This is a genomic window from Salmonirosea aquatica, assembly GCF_009296315.1.
Lineage (GTDB): Bacteria > Bacteroidota > Bacteroidia > Cytophagales > Spirosomataceae > Salmonirosea > Salmonirosea aquatica.
The window spans coordinates 2,869,445-2,887,149 of sequence record NZ_WHLY01000002.1; the positions used below are offsets into that span (position 1 = coordinate 2,869,445).

A 17,705-nucleotide genomic window follows, 5' to 3' on the forward strand; every position below is an offset into this window, starting at 1 on the left:
ACCTGCCGATCTGAACGGAGGTTAATTGTCGTCGTTTTCAGCATTGGAAAAAACCTGAACCGAAGCCAGCCAACGTTCCCATTGCCGCGCCGCGCGGGTGTCGTCCAGTACGTTCAGCTGGACGTTGCCATTGCTGAATGTAGTCATTTGCAGGCCTACGAAGGCCAGGTGTTCGTTCAAACGATTTTCCAGGGGTGTGGTTCCTTCGATGCACTCTTCCCAGTACCAGTCGAGTGGTTCTCCGGCTACCTCCACCACAATGGCGCGGTAATCCTCATAGCTGTACCCCACGAAAGGCTTACCAAAACGTTGCCACAGCAGGCGCATGACATCATCGAGCGAGCGGGCGTGGTCGAATTTTTTACGCAGGTACAGGTCCAGAATCAAAGCTACCAAGGCACCTTTATGATAAACCGACACTTTCCGATCAGGAATGCCCTTTTCGTACCCGTCCAGCCACAAATCCCACGACGACTCCAACAACGATTGCGTGGCATGGCGGCTACTTTCGAAATGCCGCTTCATGTACACCTGCAGCTCCTTGACATAGGCGGCATCATCGAACACCCCCGCCCGCCGCAGGAAAAGATCGCCATAGTAAGTGGTGCATCCCTCAGCTACGAAGCAGGTGGTGAAGTAATTTTCCTTTGTAAAATCGTAGGGAAGCAATTCTTTGGGACGGATGCGGATGATGTTCCAGGCGTGGAAAAGCTCGTGTGAGCTTACGCCGAGCAAGTCAGTATATAGTCCTTCGCCTTCATCGTCGGGCCCCAGTACGATCATGGTGGAGTTGTGATGCTCGACGCCATGATAAAAGGCGGTGGGTAAAATCAGATTGATAAAATGGTATTCAGGTACCGGAAGCTCCCCCATGGTCGCGATCTGCTCGCGGGAGAAACGCGCGAAATCGGTGCGGATGCGCTTCCAATTGGGATGTAGGTTTCCGTGCATCCAAACATGGAACAGGGTACCTTCTTCCTGGTACGTCTCGTGATGAAGCGTGGCCGAAGCCAGCAGCGGGCTGTCTACAAGCTGATAATAATCGCTGGCCTGTAGAATTGTGGGCTGCGTGGTAGGGGGCATGCCACAGGCAATCCGGAAACCGGCGGGCAAGTCGAGTTCTACGGTACACGGCTGGTTAAGGTAGCCATCCGCACAAAGGGCAAAATTGATAAAGTTCAGGTACCATAAGTCCTCATCCACGTAGCTGCTGCCGGCGTTCTGGATCACTGCGTAGTACCTGTATACGACGTGGATTGTAGCCTCATGGGCCGTGGCTACCCGCCAACGGTCCTTGGTGATTTTGTGCACCTGAAGACGAGCGCCAGAGCCGCCCTGTACCTCTAGCTTTTGAACGTTCTTCGCAAAGTTCTGGATTTCGTAACGACCCGGACGCCAGGCCGGCATTTGCAGGTCGATATGTGTACTTGTGTGGGTAGGTAGGGTATACACGATTTCGAGAAATCGGGCAACGGGATCAGGAACGCTGATGCGGTAATGCATGGATTCGAGGATAGGGTTAAGGTGGATCGCGACAAGTAAAGATCACGCCTTTCGCGAACCAAAGGCACGAGATGTTTCGTTACTACCCATTAGTAAAAATAACAATCGTTTTCGATATGAAAAGGTTTCTTCCGGTCCTGATGGCAATTTTAGCACTTTCGGGGGTATATTCGACGGTTTTGGCCCAGAATACCGGATACTACGAGAAAGACACCGTCCGGCAGCAACCCCGGCAGACCACCATCGAGATTCCGGAAGGAGAAGGTAGAAAGCCCATGGCAAAGCCCCAATCCGAGGTACCCTTGCCCCTATTGGACCGCCTGCGGCTGGGCGGAAGTTTCGGATTGGGTTTTGGCACGGTGACGAACATCAACCTGTCGCCAATGGCCGGGCTCAACCTTACCGACAAGCTCGTCGGGGGCGTGGGCGTGACCTACATGTGGCTTCATTCCAAGCGTTTCAATGTTAACAGCAATTACTACGGAGGACGTACCTTCCTGATGTATTCCCTTTTGCCGATGGTGACGCTTCAGGCGGAGTATGAGGGGCTGAATGTGGAGTATTTTGACAGCGTAGACCGCCGCTATGTGCGCAAGTGGATCGGTTCGCCCCTGATCGGCGGTGCCTATACCCAGCCATTGGGCGGACCCTTCACGCGTGGTGTTCACATGACCTTACTATATAATTTGAGGTATCAAAACCAACTCAACCCCTTTAACGGCCAGAACATTTCACCTTATTCGAGTCCGTTCGTGTTTCGGGTTACGTTTCTTTAATCATTTTTGAATGAGCATTCGATTGACCTGTCGCGCGGTAAAGGCAGGAATTAGATAGTCATTGAATCACTCATTCACCCATTCAAAATTAAACCATGGAAAATCCGATACTTATTTTTGGCGCCGGAGCTACGGGCCGTCAGGCGCTCGATATTTTTCAACGCAATGGCGTGGTCGTTTACGGTTTTTTAGACGACAACAAAGAACTGCATGGTACTGAGATCGGTACCGTAAGTGTGCTGGGCGATACGGACGATGGGGGCTTTCTTAAACTCATCGGCCCCAAATGCGAGGCATTCGTAGCGATCGGCGAACACTCCGTTCGCAAACAATTGGCCCAAATGCTCAATGAGCGGCGTAAAACTATGCCGGTCAATGCCATTCATGACACAGCGGTGGTATCGGGCATGGCCACGTTGGGCCACGGCAATTTCGTTGGTGCCCGCGTAGTGCTTGGGCCTCAGGTGAATGTAGGTCACCACGTCCATATTCAATCCGGTACCTTAGTAGAATCGTTTGTCGAAATCGGCGATTTCGTCAATATTGGGCCGGGCGTTGTCCTGAACGACCGTGTAACCGTCGGAGAAGGGGCCTTTATCGGACCCGGGGCAACTGTTGTCGCCGGGATTCATATCGGTAAAAATGCCCGGGTAGGGGCGGGTTCGCTGGTGATTGCGGATGTGCCGGCCAAGGCTACGGTTTTTGGGAATCCCGCCCAGCCTATGCCCTGAATTTAGATTAGCCTAGTAGTCTGTGCTCCAAGAAATTCACAGCCAGCTTTTTTAATTAATCCAAAAAGATTTTATCTTTGCAGTCCTTTTTGCAGAACGACGTGAAAGAGCAGAGCCGATATAACCTAGACATCTATGGTTTGGAAGACAAATCATACGAATTCTATTATGAGCTGGGATCTGAGTTCTTCGAGCAAATGTCCCAGGAACTGATTCAGAAAGGGGATTTTAAGGTACATCTTGTATTGGACAAATCCACAACCATGATTCAGCTCCGGTTCATAATCCGCGGGACTGCCGAATTGACCTGCGACCGGTCGCTGGAGGTTTTTGAGGAACCCGTCGACACCGAAGGGAAGATCATACTGAAGTTCGGCGACCATGATGAGGAACTGACGGAGGAAATTGCCATCATTAACCGCAACCGGACACGCATCAACGTAGCCGGCTATATTTTCGAACTGATTGCCCTAGCCCTTCCCATGAAAAAGATCCATCCTGACCTGCGTCAGCAATCCGGGGGGAATGAGGACGAAACCGACTCCGAAACGCTGGTCTACAGCTCGGAAGGCAGCAAAAGTGAGGATCCGGAAACGGAGGATGGCAGAGTGGACCCGCGATGGGAAGCATTGAATAAACTGAAACAGAAATAAGCATACAATTACGAACAGCAATTACTAGATAACCGAACATAATGGCACATCCCAAACGAAGACATTCGACTACGCGTCGCGATAAGCGCCGGACTCACGACAAACTAACTGGAAAGCAGTTATCTGTTGATCCCACTACGGGTGAAATCCACCGTTCGCACCATGCTCATGTATATGAAGGCAACCTCTATTACAAGGGCAAACTCATGATCGAGGATTACGCGAAAACGGTCTAGTTCCCCAGTGTACATGCGTATCGATTTCGCAACAGCTTGGTAAAAGTTGTTGCGAAATTCTTTTTTACTACGTCGCAACTGCTAATTTTACACCCACGTTTTCCATTTTTCAGTCAACAAAAAGTGTGTAAATGAAAATTGCAGTAGATGCTATGGGGGGAGATTTTGCCCCGCGAGCGATCGTAGAGGGTGTTATCATGGCGGCTCCCGATCTGCTTGCCGGTACACAAATTGTGCTGATCGGACGGGAAAATAGTATCCGTGAAATATTTGATCTTCATGGTTTTGAATCATCCTCGGTGGAAATCGTTCAGGCCGACGATGTAATAGAAATGAGCGAGCACCCTACCAAGGCGCTTTCCCAGAAACCCAATTCCAGTATTGGAGTTGGGTTTAAGCTTTTAAAAGAGAAAAAAGTCGACATTTTTTGTAGCGCCGGCAACACCGGTGCCATGCATGTAGGAGCGCTTTTCAGCATCCGGGCTATCGAGGGATCCTGCGCCCTGCCATTGCGGGCTTCGTACCGCAGACCAACGGCCAATTCGCGATTATGCTCGACATTGGGGCCAACGCCGACTGCAAGCCTGATGTACTGGGCCAATTCGGAGAAATAGGCTCCCTTTTCGCACAATATACCTTTCAAATCGACCGCCCCCGGGTGGCTCTGATGAACATTGGAGAAGAGGAGCAGAAGGGTTCTCTGGTAGCCCAGGCGGCTTATCAATTGCTGAAAGACAACAAAAAGATCAACTTTGTGGGGAATATAGAGGGCAAAGACCTCTTTGTGGGCAAGGCCGATGTAATTGTGACGGATGGTTTTACAGGAAATATCCTTTTCAAAATGGGGGAGTCCCTCTACGAAATCACGAAAAACCGCGGTATTACTGACGAGTTTATCGCCCGCACCAATTATGAGGGAGTGGGGGGTAGCCCAATCGTGGGGGTGAACGGTAACGTGATGATTGCCCACGGTATGTCTTCCCCGCTGGCTATCAAAAATATGATTTCCTGGGCTTGCAAGCAGGTCGAGGCCAACGCATACATACATATTGCCCAGGCCCTTGCCTGAGTTGGAAAACCAAGAAACCGATAATATGACCCACTCGAAAGCTGCCATCACCGGCGTATTTGGCTACGTACCTGAGTACGTCCTCACTAACGCCGAACTTGAAAAGATGGTTGACACCAACGACGAATGGATTTTCAGCAGGACGGGCATCAAGGAAAGGAGAATTCTGAAGGGAGAAGGTAAGGGGAGTTCTCATATGGGCGCTGAGGCAGTAAAAGGTCTTTTGGCCAAGACCAATACCCGTCCCGAAGAAATTGACTTGTTGATTTGCGCTACCACTACCCCCGATTTTCTGTTTCCCTGCACGGCCAATCTGATTTGTGAAATGGCGGGTATCCGCGACGTAGGTAGTTTCGACGTGCAGGCGGCATGTTCGGGATTTCTATACGCGCTGACCATGGGTTCTCAGTTTATTGAGACCGGGAAATACCGTAAGGTGATCATCGTAGGAGCTGATAAAATGTCAGCTATTGTGGACTACACAGACCGCACTACCTGTGTGCTATTCGGCGATGGAGCAGGGGCGGTACTGCTTGAACCCAACGACGAGGGATATGGTCTGCTGGATTCGATCATTCGGTCGGATGGGTCAGGTCAGCCCTACCTCAATCAGAAAGCGGGCGGCAGCCGGTACCCACCCACCCATGAAACCATTGACCAGCGCCTGCATTACGTATACCAGGACGGACAACAGGTATTCAAGTTTGCCGTGAAAAAGATGGCCGATATTTCGGCTGAAATCATGGAGAAAAACGGCTTGGCCGGTGACGATGTGGCGTGGCTGGTACCTCACCAGGCCAATAAGCGCATCATAGAAGCCACTGCCAATCGCATGGGCGTGGGTATGGATAAAGTGATGCTCAATATTCATAAGTACGGCAATACCACGGCAGCTACTATTCCGCTTTGCCTATGGGACTACGAGTCGCAGCTCAACAAAGGCGATAATCTGATTTTGGCTGCCTTTGGCGGAGGTTTTACCTGGGGGACTGCTTATGTAAAATGGGCTTACTAAGGAGAAAGAGAAGTGTAAACACGTTCGATAGTTGCTCTGTATATAAAATTTTGAAAGTATTTCAATATACAATTAATTAAATCAAAGTTAATCAGTTGTCAGTAAGGATTATTAGAATTAACAATTCCATTACGTACATTATTAGGATAGCTTCACTTCCGGCTTACAACTTTCAACCGTACCGGCGACCCGGTTTCAACTAATTAAAAATGGCATCAACTTCGGAAATCCGCAACGGGCTAGTAATCGAATACAACAACGATCTGTTCCAAATCATCGAATTCCAGCATGTAAAACCGGGCAAAGGCAACGCTTTTGTACGTACCAAAATGAGGAGCCTCACTTCGGGGAAAGTGCTCGACAACACCTTTAACTCCGGGGCCAGCATTACGCCGGTGCGAGTAGAACGCCAGAAATTTCAGTTTTTGTACAAAGACGAAGTAGGCTATAATTTCATGAATACCGAAAACTTCGAGCAGATACTCCTGGATGAGAAAATCGTTACGGGGGCCGATTTGATGAAGGAGGGGCAAGAGGTGGAAATATTGATTAATACGGAGAACGATGCTCCCCTTACCTGCGAGTTGCCTGCCTTTGTGGAGTTGAGAGTCACCTATGCCGAGCCCGGCATCAAGGGTGATACCGCCAACTCTCCCAAGAAATCAGTGGAAGTAGAGACGGGCGCCAGTATTACCGTACCTTTGTTTATCGAGCAGGATGATGTCCTGAGAATAGACACCCGCACGTATGATTACGTGGAACGAGTCAAATCCTAGACTATCAAGTACCCTTTGTCTCCCGAACCATCAACGCCAACCTATGGAAACCAAAGAAATCCAGAAACTCATCGATTTCATCGCTCAATCTGGGCTGGATGAAGTAAATATCGAAACCTCCGAATTAAAGATCAAGGTGAAGCGGTACGGCACTGGTCCTGCGGCCGCTCCGGCCCCCGTTGCTATACCGGCCTCTGCTCCGGCAGCGCCTCAAGCTTCGGCCCCCGCTGCTACGCAGACCCCACCCTCAACTCCTGCGGCAGTGGATGCCGAAGCCCATTACATAACCATTAAGTCGCCCATGATTGGTACCTTCTACCGTGCCTCCAGTCCTGAAACCCCGGCGCTGGTGAATATTGGCGACGAAATCAAGCCCGGGAAGCCGGTTTGTATCATCGAGGCCATGAAGCTGTTCAACGAAATAGAATCAGAAGTGGCGGGACGCATCGTCAAGGTACTGGTTGAAAATGCTACCCCGGTCGAGTTCGATCAACCCCTTTTCCTGGTCGAACCTGTCTGACTTTTCTAAATAAACCCTATGTTTAAAAAAATACTCATTGCCAACCGGGGAGAGATCGCCCTGCGGATTATCCGTACCTGTCGCGAAATGGGCATCAAAACCGTAGCGGTTTATTCTACGGCGGACCGCGATAGTCTCCATGTACGCTTTGCCGACGAGGCCGTGTGCATTGGTCCCCCCGCGAGCCGCCTCTCGTACCTTAGTATTCAGAATATCATCTCAGCGGCCGAAGTGACCGGCGCTGATGCCATCCACCCTGGCTATGGCTTTTTGTCAGAAAATTCCGAGTTTTCCCAGATTTGTGCCGACTACGGAATCAAGTTCATTGGGGCCACCGCTGAGCAGATCAACGGCATGGGGGACAAGGCCACGGCCAAAGCCACCATGCGGGATGCGGAGGTACCCGTCATTCCTGGCTCTGAGGGGCTTCTGGAATCCATAGAGGAAGGCAAGGTCTTAGCGGCCGATATGGGCTATCCGGTTATTTTGAAAGCCACAGCCGGTGGTGGCGGACGCGGCATGCGCATCGTTACTAAGGAAGCGGAATTTGAAAAAGCCTGGAATGATGCCCGTCAGGAATCCGGCGCGGCTTTCGGAAACGACGGCCTCTATCTGGAAAAATTCGTGGAAGAGCCTCGCCATATCGAAATTCAGATTATTGGCGATCAGTATGGTAAGGTATGCCACCTATCGGAACGCGATTGCTCCATTCAGCGGCGGCATCAGAAACTGGTTGAGGAAACGCCTTCCCCTGCCATTACCCCCGAACTCCGGGAGAAAATGGGTGAGGCGGCCATCAAAGGCGCGCAGGCCATCGGCTACGAAGGTGCGGGCACGGTGGAGTTTCTGGTGGATAAGCATGGCAATTTCTTCTTCATGGAGATGAACACCCGGATTCAGGTGGAACACCCCATAACCGAAGAAGTGACGGATTTCGATTTGATTAAAGAACAGATTAAAGTGGCTGCCGGAGAACCCATTTCGGGCCGTAACTATACGCCCAAGCTCTTTGCGATGGAATGTCGTATCAATGCGGAAGATCCTGCCAATAGCTTTCGGCCCAGCCCGGGCAAGATCACCAACTTACACTTTCCCGGTGGGCATGGCGTCAGGATCGATAGCCATGTGTACAGTGGCTATACCATTCCGCCCAATTACGACTCCATGATTGCTAAACTCATCGTGAGTGGGCAATCGCGCGCCGAGGTTATTACGCGCATGAAGCGGGCACTACAGGAGTTTGTGATTGAAGGTATCAAGACGACCATTCCTTTCCACATCAAGCTCATGGACGATGAGGGTTTCCGCTCGGGGAACTTCACCACGAAGTTTTTGGAAAGTTTCGATTTTAGTGATTTGTAGGTATTTTTCTGTCAGGATTAACACAAAACCGGCCCGCGCTCCTTGGAGTGCGGGCCGGTTTTATTTAGGGACAGTAAGCATGCCGACTCAGGCATTCTGAGCTACGGCGCCTTCTTCTTCCAAAAGTTCGGTCTCCACATCCAGCGACTTTAAGTCCATCGAGCCAAATTGGGTAACCATGGCTACGTCGGCGGCATCGCGCCCGTGGCCAATCTCGATGCGGTACCCATGCGTATGATCCTGCACTGAATCGAAGGTGTACCACTGGTCGCCCAGGTAGGCTTCAACCCACGCATGCAAATCAGTGATTTCGAGTTTGTCAAGGTACCCCACCGTCATGCGGGTAGGAATATTGAGGCTGCGGCAGAGGGCGATGACCAGGTGTGTAAAATCGCGGCAAACCCCTGTGCGATTATTCGCCAGGTCGAGGGCGGTCGTATTAGAATTAGTTACCCCATACTTATACTCAATATTCTGATGCACCCAGGTCCGGATAGCTTCCACCTGCTCATAGCCAGGTGTGAGATCCTGGACAATTTCTAACGCCAGCTTGTGGATTTCGCTAAGGTCCGATTGGCAGTAACGGCTCGGCAAAATATACAGCATAGCATCATCGGGGAGTTCTTCGATGGGTACGAAAGCCGGCCTTGGATCGGGTAGGGGCGGGGTTTCCAGCACATCCACCTCAACTTGTGAGGTAATTACGACGGTGCCAGGGGGTAAGGTAGCCCGCTGGCAAGAGTTTCCGTAATTGTCAGTAAACTCAGTGAAATGCACCGAAGGCTCTATCTCGAAACCTTCCTTATAAACAGACTGTGAACCTTCCCGACGGGGCCGCAGCATCATGGAAACGGGCGTTGGGTACTCGATCTGGTACGTAAAAACGCACTTTCCTTTCATTTTCATAGATATGGGAATTATGTTTTATCAAAAAAAACCAAGCGTTGATCAACTAAAAATAAGAATAAATTTGGCGGCACGTACATCCGTATATAAAAACCATTCCCAAGCCTTTCAGGGGAACGTTTATTGGCCTGAAAACTTGCGAAAATACATAGGAAATAGGGGAATACGGCACTCGGATTGTCTATAAATCGTTAGTATAGTAGTATTTAATTATATTAAAGAAAGAAAGCTATGAAAAAGATAAAAATTGGTTTCGTTCCGCTGGTATTGCTGCTGTTCCTGGTCACGATATCAGGCTGTACTTATTCATCTTATCCGCCCCGCCCTTATTATGGGGGTACCTATGGGTATGGTTACGGCTACGCCCGTTCACCACGGGTCGTGGTAGTTCGGCCTGCTCCCCGCGTGGTTTACCGCAATCCTCAGCCGCGGTATTACCGTAAGGCGCCGAATAACGCGCGCCAAAATTATGAGTCGCGCGGAAACGGGGTACGTAGCAACCGTAACTACCGCGGCAATTCAAGTCGCGGCCGTTCCTACGGACCCAGGTAATTGCGGTAAAAATTGGTAAGGTACGGATAGTAGGAGATTGCAATCTGCCGACTTTTAGCGGTATGAAAAACAATCTCCTGCTATCCGTTTTTTTTATTGCGCAGTCTTTGCTGGCATTGGCACAGTATGATGAAAGCAAGGTACCCCCCTATACATTACCCGAACTGATGGTGACTCAGGCGGGCAAAAAGGTCAGGACGGTCAAAGAATGGGAAGCGCAGCGCCGCCCCGAGATTTTGGCTCTTTTTGCCGAACAGGTCTATGGAAAAACGCCTACGAAGAAGTTACGCATCCACTTTGAAACTGTCTCAACCGATCGCCAGGCCCTGAACAGTTTGGCAACCCGCAAGCAGATCAGGGCGTACTTTACGGACGACAGGCAGCACTACATGGACATTTTACTGTATACACCCAATGCCGCTCAGAAACCCGTACCGGTTTTTCTGGGGCTGAATTTTTCGGGCAACCAATCCATTCATGCCGATCCGGGTATCTTAATCACCAAACGCTGGGTACCCGACTGGAAAGATCCCGGCCTTATAAATAATCAGGCTACCGAAGCCAACCGTGGTGCTCGGGCCCGGCGCTGGCCCGTAGAGGAAATTCTGGCGCGGGGTTATGGACTGGCCACAGTATACTATGGCGATCTGCAACCCGACCGGGCCGATAGCTTCGACGAAAGCATCCATTCATTATTTTATAATAAAGGACAGACAGTACCCAGTCCGGACGAATGGGGAGCTATTGGTACTTGGGCGTGGGGATTGAGCCGGGCGATGGACTACCTGGAAACAGACCAGGATGTCGACAAAAAACGAGTGGCCGTTATGGGGCATTCCCGCCTGGGTAAGGCCGCCTTGTGGGCAGGGGCCCAGGACCCGCGTTTTGCACTTGTCATCTCCAATGACTCGGGCGAAGGTGGGGCAGCCATCACCCGCCGTCAGTATGGTGAGCAGATCAAGCGGATCAACACTAGCTTTCCGCACTGGTTTGCCGGAAATTACAAGCAGTACAACGACCGGGAGAATGACTTGCCCGTAGATTTTCATGAATTGATCGCAATCATGGCCCCGCGCCCGGTGTACGTAGCCAGTGCTTCCGAGGACCAATGGTCCGATCCGAAAGGAGAGTACCTCAGTCTCTACCACGCGGGTCCGGTTTATGCTCTGTATGGCCGTTCTACTCTTACCACGCCGATTCCGCCCGAAGTAGAGGTACCCGTTGGTCAGAAGACCTGGACGGGCTATCACATGCGTAACGGCAAGCACGATATATTACTTTACGATTGGGACAAGTTTATGAATTTCGCGGATTTCCATTTCAAACGGAAATAATCCTACTATGCGTAGCAAGCGTGATTCCAACCATTTCGTGCAGCAAGTGGATCTTGATACAAATAGCAAAATCTGTAAGGGATGATTCGTATGAAAACAAAATATAGTATTCTGATAATCATTGTTTTATTTTTGATTGGTTGCGAAAAAGACGGAGTGCCCAAAGGTACCCCCGATTGTATAGAACGTACTATTGAAGGTATAAAGGATGACCCGATCTGGAATCCGCCAGCTAAGGTATTTAGCTACTTGTATAAAGGGAAAGTAGTCTACTACATTCCTCAAAGATGCTGTGACATACCAAGTATATTGATGGATGGGGAATGTAACATAATCTGTTCGCCGGATGGAGGAATTAGTGGCACAGGTGATGGAAAATGTCCTGATTTCTTTACTTCCCGCTCAAATGAAAAATTAATCTGGGAGGATTTGAGAATGTAGAAGATACTTAATGGCGAATAGGTTATTCAATTCTACATGTCTACTATGGTGGAAAGTGGCTCCATTCGTTCAACCAGCCATCATGCCGCCATCCAGCGGTAGCGCCAGGCCCGTCACGAACGAATTGGCGGGATCACACAGCCACAAAATGGCCTGGGCTATGTCTTCGGGTTCGCCGTAGCGGCCTAAAGGAATATTCTTCACCAGTTTCTGCTCGTAATCCGGAGCCAAAGCAAAAAGTTGATCTACAAGCGCGGAGCGCGTAAATACAGGGCAGATCGCGTTGATGCGGATATTCTTGCGGGCATACTCCATCGCCGCCGCCTTGGTCAGACCTACGACGGCATGTTTGGTGGCGGTATAGACCGCACTGTTGGGCAAAGCCCGCAAACCGGCTACCGAAGCTACATTGACAATTCGGCCACCGCCTGCCTGTGTGAGCATCTGCCTGATCTGGTGTTGCATCCCAAAAAAAACGCCGTCCAGATTGATGGCCATAATTTTGCGATATTCCTCCACAGGTACCTCCGCTACCTTCGACAGGGTACCCCAATGCCGGCATTGTTAATTGCAATATCCAGATGTCCATATTCAGAAACCACCTGTTGCACCAGACTGGCTATCTGTTCGGGCCTGGCTACATCACACAGAATGAACGACGCGCGGCCTGCCTCGGCCTTGATGAACGAGGTGGTTTGCTGTCCGCTCGATTCATTGATGTCGGAAACGATCACCTGGGCCCCTTCCCGGGCGAAGTACAAAGCCGTTGCCCGGCCAATGCCCGAACCGGCGCCTGTGATGAGTACAACTTGATCGGTAAAGCGGGGCATGAGGTAGGTGGGTTTGAAGAATACCAATAAACTGACACAGACTAGGGCATTAACTCAACCGAAGTAGTAAACCTGACTCCTAACTTTCGTGCCTCAGCGTAAATGGGATCGGCCAGGTACCCAAGTCCTGTAACATCGGACATGCAATCGGTGAGCATTATTACTTTGGGAACCAAGGAGGGTGCGTACTTCATAATTTGCCGTAAGCTTGTTGCTACGCAGTGTGAGCGAGCCTCTCCCGCGATCCAGATTTCGTCATTTTGAGCCAGTTCGTCAAGCAGGTGCTGGTTGAGTTCAGTCTTAGGGCTACCAGGTACCGGAATCTGGGCCCGGAACACCCCAAAGTGTTCTGCCAGCGGATGTTCTCCTTTTGTTACCGTCTGGTAGTTGCGCTGGGAGCGATGCGACCACTCACGAAGAGCGCGCGCCACGGAATCAACCAAAGCCGCACCATGCGTACCGGCCAGGCAGTGCTCGGGCCAGATAAAATGCTGAAATTCATCCTGTTCTTCCAATGAATGTACGTACTGGCGGGCATAATTGACATCGAAACGGGGTACCCATGTTCCGTTTTCTACATCGGCTGAACTTATAGGCGTGAAGGGCTCGGGGCTTTGCCCGGCGGTGTTTTTCCAAAAGCCGGGATGGGCAATGTCCAAAACCTGATGCGTGTCGAGGGTAGCCACAATGTGCCCGATCTGCTCAGACGCCCGGCTAATCAAGGCAACCAACCGCTCCACATCCTGTTCGGCACCCGGCACGTACAGCGCACCCTGGGGGGCGCAGAAATCGAACTGGGCATCAATAATCAGGAGGGTTATTTTTTTATCAGAGTTCATAGCAGGTACAGATTCGGCTAGTGTTCGATCGGGCTTTTGTGAAAGGATATCATGGCCACTCCCTGGGCAATTCCAGTTGACGGGCATAGGGATGCGAGCACATCGTGTGCACGAAGCCAAGCAGTTGATTTACATCATCCACAAAGTCTACGTAATAATCCTCGTTTAGCTTGTCCAGAAGCCTGAGTACCGTCTGTGTTTTTTTGGCAATATACAGGGCGCACTTATCCGAGCGCGAGGTATAACTACGAAGTTGTTCGGCATGGTGTTCAAAAAAGGCGTTCAACATCGCCACGTTCAATTCTATTTCCCCGTACTTGTCCTTCGTGATTTTTACGTGGTGGGTGATATCGCCGCTGAGCGAGCGCATGTCCATCATGATCCAGCCGGGCGAATATTGATTCATCTGGGCTATTTTCATAATTCTTTCCCGGATAACCTCGCGTCGTTCCGGAAGGGTACTGGAATCTTCGATCAACTCAAAATGCAACCGATCTACCAAAAGAGGATCCTTGGTTACCAGGCGTAACAGGAGCTTATCTTTTTCCTGGACGGACATTTGTACGATTGCCTTTTTCAGGAGATCGGGTAGGGCCATTTCAGTTTTAATTTTAACAAGACATATAAAAAAGTAAAAAGCCCGTAATTTTACCGTCCATTGGCTGGGAGGCGGTTGCCCGGAAATACGTTTTGTGAGAAAAAACAGGAAATAAAACGACATTTCCAAAGACGTTGGTAGTCTTCCGTCAACAGTATACGCCCTTATAAGGTTATAATCCTGACTTTGGCCCTTAGGTTACGCTCCGGAAAGTGGAATCCATCGGCTTTCCTAATAGAAAAGAGAAAATATACTAATCCCCTCAAACACGCCTTCTTGGCGTTTTATTGAGTTTTTAACTAAACAGGATCCGTTAGGAGCCGCCTAGATTTGACGAATGATTTCAGTAGCCCTCTGTACCTATAACGGGGAGAAATATTTGCCCGAACAGTTGGAGAGCATAGTAGGCCAGTCGATTCCGGTACACGAACTAGTGGTGTGTGACGACGGCTCAAGCGACAGAACATTGGAAATCCTGCGACGGTTTTCGGATGACTCCCCTTTCCCGGTCCGTATTTTTCAAAATACAACGAACCTGGGCTCTACCAGGAACTTTGAGAAATGCCTTTCCCTCTGCCAGGGTGATATCCTGTTTCTGTGCGACCAGGATGATATATGGCGTGCCGACAAAGTCGCGAAGCAGGTAGGGTACCTACAGGAGCACCCTGATGTAGACGCCGTGTTTTCCAATGCCCAAATCATCGATGGCTTCTCTGAACCTACCCAATCCACGATCTGGCAGGAGGTGGAGTTCAACGAAAGCTCGCAACAGCTTTGGAAAGCAGGCAAGGCACACGAAATTTTGTTCGGGGGATTTGTGGTGACGGGTGCCACGCTGGCCCTGCGCCGATCGACTCTTGCGCACCTCAGGCCTTTTCCCATGCACATCCCCAAGTTGATCCACGATGCCTGGATTGCCCTGGCGTTGAGTCTGGAAGGAAAGATTCAGTTCATCGCAGAACCGCTCGTTTATTACCGGATGCACGCCAGCCAGCAGGTAGGTTTTGGCAGTCGGATGGAGCCCGTTCGTCTCAAGGATCGTCTTTCACGTGATCGGGCAGAAAAACTGGCTCCAATCCGCCAAAAGGCCGACGACATCCATAAAATATACATGCTTCTGCGCGAGCTGCCCTACATTCCCCGCGAGAAGCTGATAAAATTATATCTGCGTCAAAAACATTTTGAACGCCGGGCCAGCCTACCTGATAATCGCTTTCCAAGGTTGATTCCTGTGTTGAAAGAAGTGGTAGCGGGCCGCTATAAGTTCAGTAGCAGGGATTGGTGGTTACCGGCTTTGGGGGATATTTTTGAGTAAAAGGATGGATTTCATCTACCTTCGTACTCCTCGAAACCAACAAGGCCGTTTTAAATGAATATGCCTACCCCACCTTCAGTGGCTGTTTTGGTACCGCTCTATCAAACGGCGTTAAGCCTGGCCGAGCGGGCCTCTCTTTCCCAGTGCCTTCGGGTGCTGGGCGATTACCCAATCCTTCTTGTCAAGCCACAGGGACTGGATGTTACTTCGATTGTAAATGCTTTTCCTTTGCTCCGCACGCAATCTTTTCCCGATCACTTTTTCACCGGTACCGATAGCTACAACCAACTACTCACTTCGCCGGATTTCTACCAGCGTTTTATTGAATACGATTACGTACTCATCCATCAGCTAGATGCCTATGTTTTCCGTGACGAGCTACCGTATTGGTGTGCTCAGAAATTGGATTATATCGGAGCTCCTACGGTGCATCAGGAAGCATTTGACGCCCTTCCTGCCGGGGCTGAGCATGAATTCGCGCATACCCTCACTACTCACCGAATCGTTTTCAACGGCGGCCTGTCGCTGCGGCGGGTGCGGGGATTGATCCGGTATCTGAACATCTACCGCCGATTCTATCCGGCCTGGCGGGGCAACGAGGACATGCTGTTTTCGCTTGAAGCCACCCGGCTTATCCCCATGAAACTGTTCATCCGGCTACCTACCTGGCAGCAGGCGCTGCGGTTTTCCTTCGAGAAAAGCCCGGCGGCGAGCTACGAACTTACCCACCATGCGTTACCTTTCGGCTGCCACGCCTGGGAACGCTATGCCCCCGAATTCTGGCAGGAATTTATTAAAATCTGACGGCTGATTTTCACCCCTTTAACAAAAATTAACACACTAAACGGCACGGTTTGGCGTTTTTGCGGTGTTATAGCACCGTACCTTTTTAGAACAAAAGCCATGCGAATTTTACCGTTTTCTGCTTGGCTGCTGGTCCTCGGCCTAAGCCTGGGAACGGCCCAAGCACAAATCACCGACCGTCCTTATGTAGAAGAGCGCTATAGCCGCCGGGTCAGTATTGTCCGGGTGACGCTTTCCGAGCAGTATACCATCGTCGATATGCAGTATGGGCAACCAGGAAGAGCCACCCTTTTCAACCCTTTCGGCCTATCCAACTATACTATCCAGATCGACCCGAAAAGTCGTTTGTACAGGCCCGGCGACACCAGCCGACGGTATCGGTTCATCAAAGCGGAAGGAATTCCGGTTACTCCCGAGAAAAAGTCCGTACTGCCCGGCGAGGTGGTGAATTTTCGTCTCTATTACGAACGGCTCGATCCAGGCATCGAGGTTTTTGATCTCTACGAAGGCCGCAATGCCGATATAGACCTAAGAGAAGAAAACTATGAATTTTGGAATTTCTACGGCATCCACATCAAGAATCCCAGGTCGCCCCGCTCTGAGCCCAGGGTACCCCCATCCTCTCCTCCGAAAAAATCAATCCCTAAAGAAGAGCCCAAAGAAGATGTACCCATCCAGCGGCCTCCGCTTCAGGAACCCCCGCTGCTGGACAAGGTACCCGAAGACGTCACTATCACCGCCCCGGAAATTGTGGGCTTAATGGGAACCGTCTACGATGCCAAAACCCGCAAACCGATTCCGGCACAGTTGCAGTACGTAGACCAAGGCGACTCCATGCGGGTAGGTACCTCTTCGGGCAAGTACCGTCTGGGCCTGAATGGGAGCGGACGCTATTCCGTAGGGGCGGCGGCCAAAGGGTACCTCAGCACGAGTATGGTCGTGAGCCCGGCTGATTCGGCTGGAAAAAACCCTTTGACCTATGATTTCTACCTGACTCCGCTGGCCGAGGGCGCGAGCATAACGTTGGAAAAAATATATTTTGCGACCTCCGAATACGAGTTATTACCCGAGTCGTTCGATGAGTTGAATGCTCTGGTGGGTATGCTACGCGAAAATCCGTCCATGAAAATCCGGATCGAAGGACATACGGACAATCTGGGCGATTTTGACAAAAACGTCGAACTCTCGCGCAATCGGGCGAACGCCGTGCGGGATTACCTCATCAAGAAAGGCATCGACGCCCAGCGACTGGAAGCTAAAGGCTACGGTCCTACCCGTCCGGTAGGAAAGGGTAACTCCGAGGCAGAGCGCCAGAAAAACCGCCGGGTAGAATTTGTAGTGACTCAGATTTAGCCATTCAGCCCAAGGGTTGTCAGGTTTTCGGAATACAGGCCAGGAAGCGGGGTACCTTTCATCAAGGTACCCCGCTTTCGTTGGTGCTTTAC

General features: G+C 50.7%; 20 protein-coding genes and 1 pseudogene. 15 read left to right on the top strand and 6 right to left on the bottom strand.

The features are described 5' to 3' along the window. Window positions 1-21: 21 nt before the first annotated feature. Window positions 22-1,503: a M61 family metallopeptidase gene (locus GBK04_RS13045; protein WP_152760307.1), complete on the bottom strand. Its 1,482-nt coding sequence runs from the start codon at window positions 1,501-1,503 to the stop codon at window positions 22-24. Window positions 1,504-1,619: 116 nt separating this feature from the next. Between GBK04_RS13045 and GBK04_RS13050 the strand changes: the two genes are divergently transcribed. From GBK04_RS13050 to accC, 9 genes and pseudogenes are all read left to right on the top strand, one after another. Beyond that, window positions 1,620-2,279, top strand: a complete 660-nt coding sequence (locus GBK04_RS13050) for a hypothetical protein (RefSeq protein WP_152760309.1) — start codon at window positions 1,620-1,622, stop codon at window positions 2,277-2,279. A gap of 95 nt (window positions 2,280-2,374) precedes the next feature. Next, window positions 2,375-3,010 (top strand): acetyltransferase, encoded by a 636-nt coding sequence (locus GBK04_RS13055; protein ID WP_152760311.1) that lies wholly within the window; start codon window positions 2,375-2,377, stop codon window positions 3,008-3,010. Window positions 3,011-3,087: 77 nt separating this feature from the next. Further along, window positions 3,088-3,663 carry a YceD family protein gene (locus tag GBK04_RS13060; RefSeq protein WP_373330948.1) on the top strand — a complete coding sequence of 192 codons (576 nt, stop codon included), beginning with the start codon at window positions 3,088-3,090 and terminating at the stop codon, window positions 3,661-3,663. A gap of 41 nt (window positions 3,664-3,704) precedes the next feature. After that, entirely contained in the window at window positions 3,705-3,899 is a 195-nt protein-coding gene (rpmF, locus tag GBK04_RS13065) for a 50S ribosomal protein L32 (RefSeq protein WP_152760313.1), read from the top strand. Between the two features lie 152 nt (window positions 3,900-4,051). Continuing rightward, window positions 4,052-4,968: pseudogene (plsX, locus tag GBK04_RS13070) on the top strand (phosphate acyltransferase PlsX). Between the two features lie 25 nt (window positions 4,969-4,993). Beyond that, the gene (locus GBK04_RS13075; RefSeq protein ID WP_152760315.1) at window positions 4,994-5,983 is read left to right on the top strand and encodes a beta-ketoacyl-ACP synthase III; all 990 of its coding nucleotides are present in this window, start codon (window positions 4,994-4,996) and stop codon (window positions 5,981-5,983) included. 209 nt (window positions 5,984-6,192) lie between these two features. Continuing rightward, entirely contained in the window at window positions 6,193-6,759 is a 567-nt protein-coding gene (gene efp, locus GBK04_RS13080; RefSeq protein ID WP_152760317.1) for an elongation factor P, read from the top strand. Between the two features lie 43 nt (window positions 6,760-6,802). Then, window positions 6,803-7,279 carry an acetyl-CoA carboxylase biotin carboxyl carrier protein gene (gene accB, locus GBK04_RS13085; protein WP_152760320.1) on the top strand — a complete coding sequence of 159 codons (477 nt, stop codon included), beginning with the start codon at window positions 6,803-6,805 and terminating at the stop codon, window positions 7,277-7,279. A gap of 18 nt (window positions 7,280-7,297) precedes the next feature. Next, entirely contained in the window at window positions 7,298-8,641 is a 1,344-nt protein-coding gene (gene accC / locus GBK04_RS13090) for an acetyl-CoA carboxylase biotin carboxylase subunit (protein WP_152760321.1), read from the top strand. Window positions 8,642-8,728: 87 nt separating this feature from the next. Here accC and GBK04_RS13095 read toward each other — a convergent pair whose 3' ends face one another. Then, window positions 8,729-9,547 (bottom strand): transglutaminase domain-containing protein, encoded by an 819-nt coding sequence (locus tag GBK04_RS13095; RefSeq protein ID WP_152760323.1) that lies wholly within the window; start codon window positions 9,545-9,547, stop codon window positions 8,729-8,731. A 231-nt stretch (window positions 9,548-9,778) separates the two neighbouring features. Here GBK04_RS13095 and GBK04_RS13100 point away from each other — a divergent pair, with 231 nt between their 5' ends. The 3 genes from GBK04_RS13100 (at window position 9,779) to GBK04_RS13110 (ending at window position 11,874) form a co-directional block, all read left to right on the top strand. Further along, window positions 9,779-10,099 carry a hypothetical protein gene (locus tag GBK04_RS13100; protein WP_152760325.1) on the top strand — a complete coding sequence of 107 codons (321 nt, stop codon included), beginning with the start codon at window positions 9,779-9,781 and terminating at the stop codon, window positions 10,097-10,099. Window positions 10,100-10,161: 62 nt separating this feature from the next. Then, window positions 10,162-11,433 (top strand): alpha/beta hydrolase family protein, encoded by a 1,272-nt coding sequence (locus tag GBK04_RS13105; RefSeq protein WP_152760327.1) that lies wholly within the window; start codon window positions 10,162-10,164, stop codon window positions 11,431-11,433. Between the two features lie 81 nt (window positions 11,434-11,514). Continuing rightward, on the top strand, window positions 11,515-11,874 hold the full coding sequence (locus GBK04_RS13110) for a DUF6970 domain-containing protein (protein WP_373330949.1): 360 nt from the start codon (window positions 11,515-11,517) through the stop codon (window positions 11,872-11,874). Window positions 11,875-11,943: 69 nt separating this feature from the next. On the opposite strand, the gene GBK04_RS30615 is transcribed toward GBK04_RS13110, so the two are convergent. The 4 genes from GBK04_RS30615 to GBK04_RS13125 are packed head-to-tail and all read right to left on the bottom strand — an operon-like array spanning window position 11,944 to window position 14,141. Next, window positions 11,944-12,372: an SDR family oxidoreductase gene (locus GBK04_RS30615; protein WP_373330950.1), complete on the bottom strand. Its 429-nt coding sequence runs from the start codon at window positions 12,370-12,372 to the stop codon at window positions 11,944-11,946. Window positions 12,373-12,404: 32 nt separating this feature from the next. After that, window positions 12,405-12,704, bottom strand: coding sequence for an SDR family NAD(P)-dependent oxidoreductase (locus GBK04_RS30620; protein WP_373330951.1), 300 nt, complete (start codon window positions 12,702-12,704; stop codon window positions 12,405-12,407). Between the two features lie 41 nt (window positions 12,705-12,745). Next, complete coding sequence (locus GBK04_RS13120; protein WP_152760331.1) at window positions 12,746-13,543, bottom strand: cysteine hydrolase family protein; 798 nt, start codon at window positions 13,541-13,543, stop codon at window positions 12,746-12,748. Between the two features lie 49 nt (window positions 13,544-13,592). Further along, the gene (locus GBK04_RS13125; RefSeq protein WP_152760334.1) at window positions 13,593-14,141 is read right to left on the bottom strand and encodes a hypothetical protein; all 549 of its coding nucleotides are present in this window, start codon (window positions 14,139-14,141) and stop codon (window positions 13,593-13,595) included. A 337-nt stretch (window positions 14,142-14,478) separates the two neighbouring features. Here GBK04_RS13125 and GBK04_RS13130 point away from each other — a divergent pair, with 337 nt between their 5' ends. From GBK04_RS13130 to GBK04_RS13140, 3 genes are all read left to right on the top strand, one after another. After that, a complete protein-coding gene (locus tag GBK04_RS13130) occupies window positions 14,479-15,456 on the top strand; it encodes a glycosyltransferase family 2 protein (protein ID WP_152760336.1) in 978 nt (325 codons plus the stop codon). 54 nt (window positions 15,457-15,510) lie between these two features. Beyond that, window positions 15,511-16,260, top strand: coding sequence for a DUF5672 family protein (locus GBK04_RS13135; protein ID WP_373330952.1), 750 nt, complete (start codon window positions 15,511-15,513; stop codon window positions 16,258-16,260). Window positions 16,261-16,359: 99 nt separating this feature from the next. Beyond that, on the top strand, window positions 16,360-17,613 hold the full coding sequence (locus GBK04_RS13140; RefSeq protein ID WP_152760340.1) for an OmpA family protein: 1,254 nt from the start codon (window positions 16,360-16,362) through the stop codon (window positions 17,611-17,613). The last annotated feature ends 92 nt before the right edge of the window (window positions 17,614-17,705 follow it).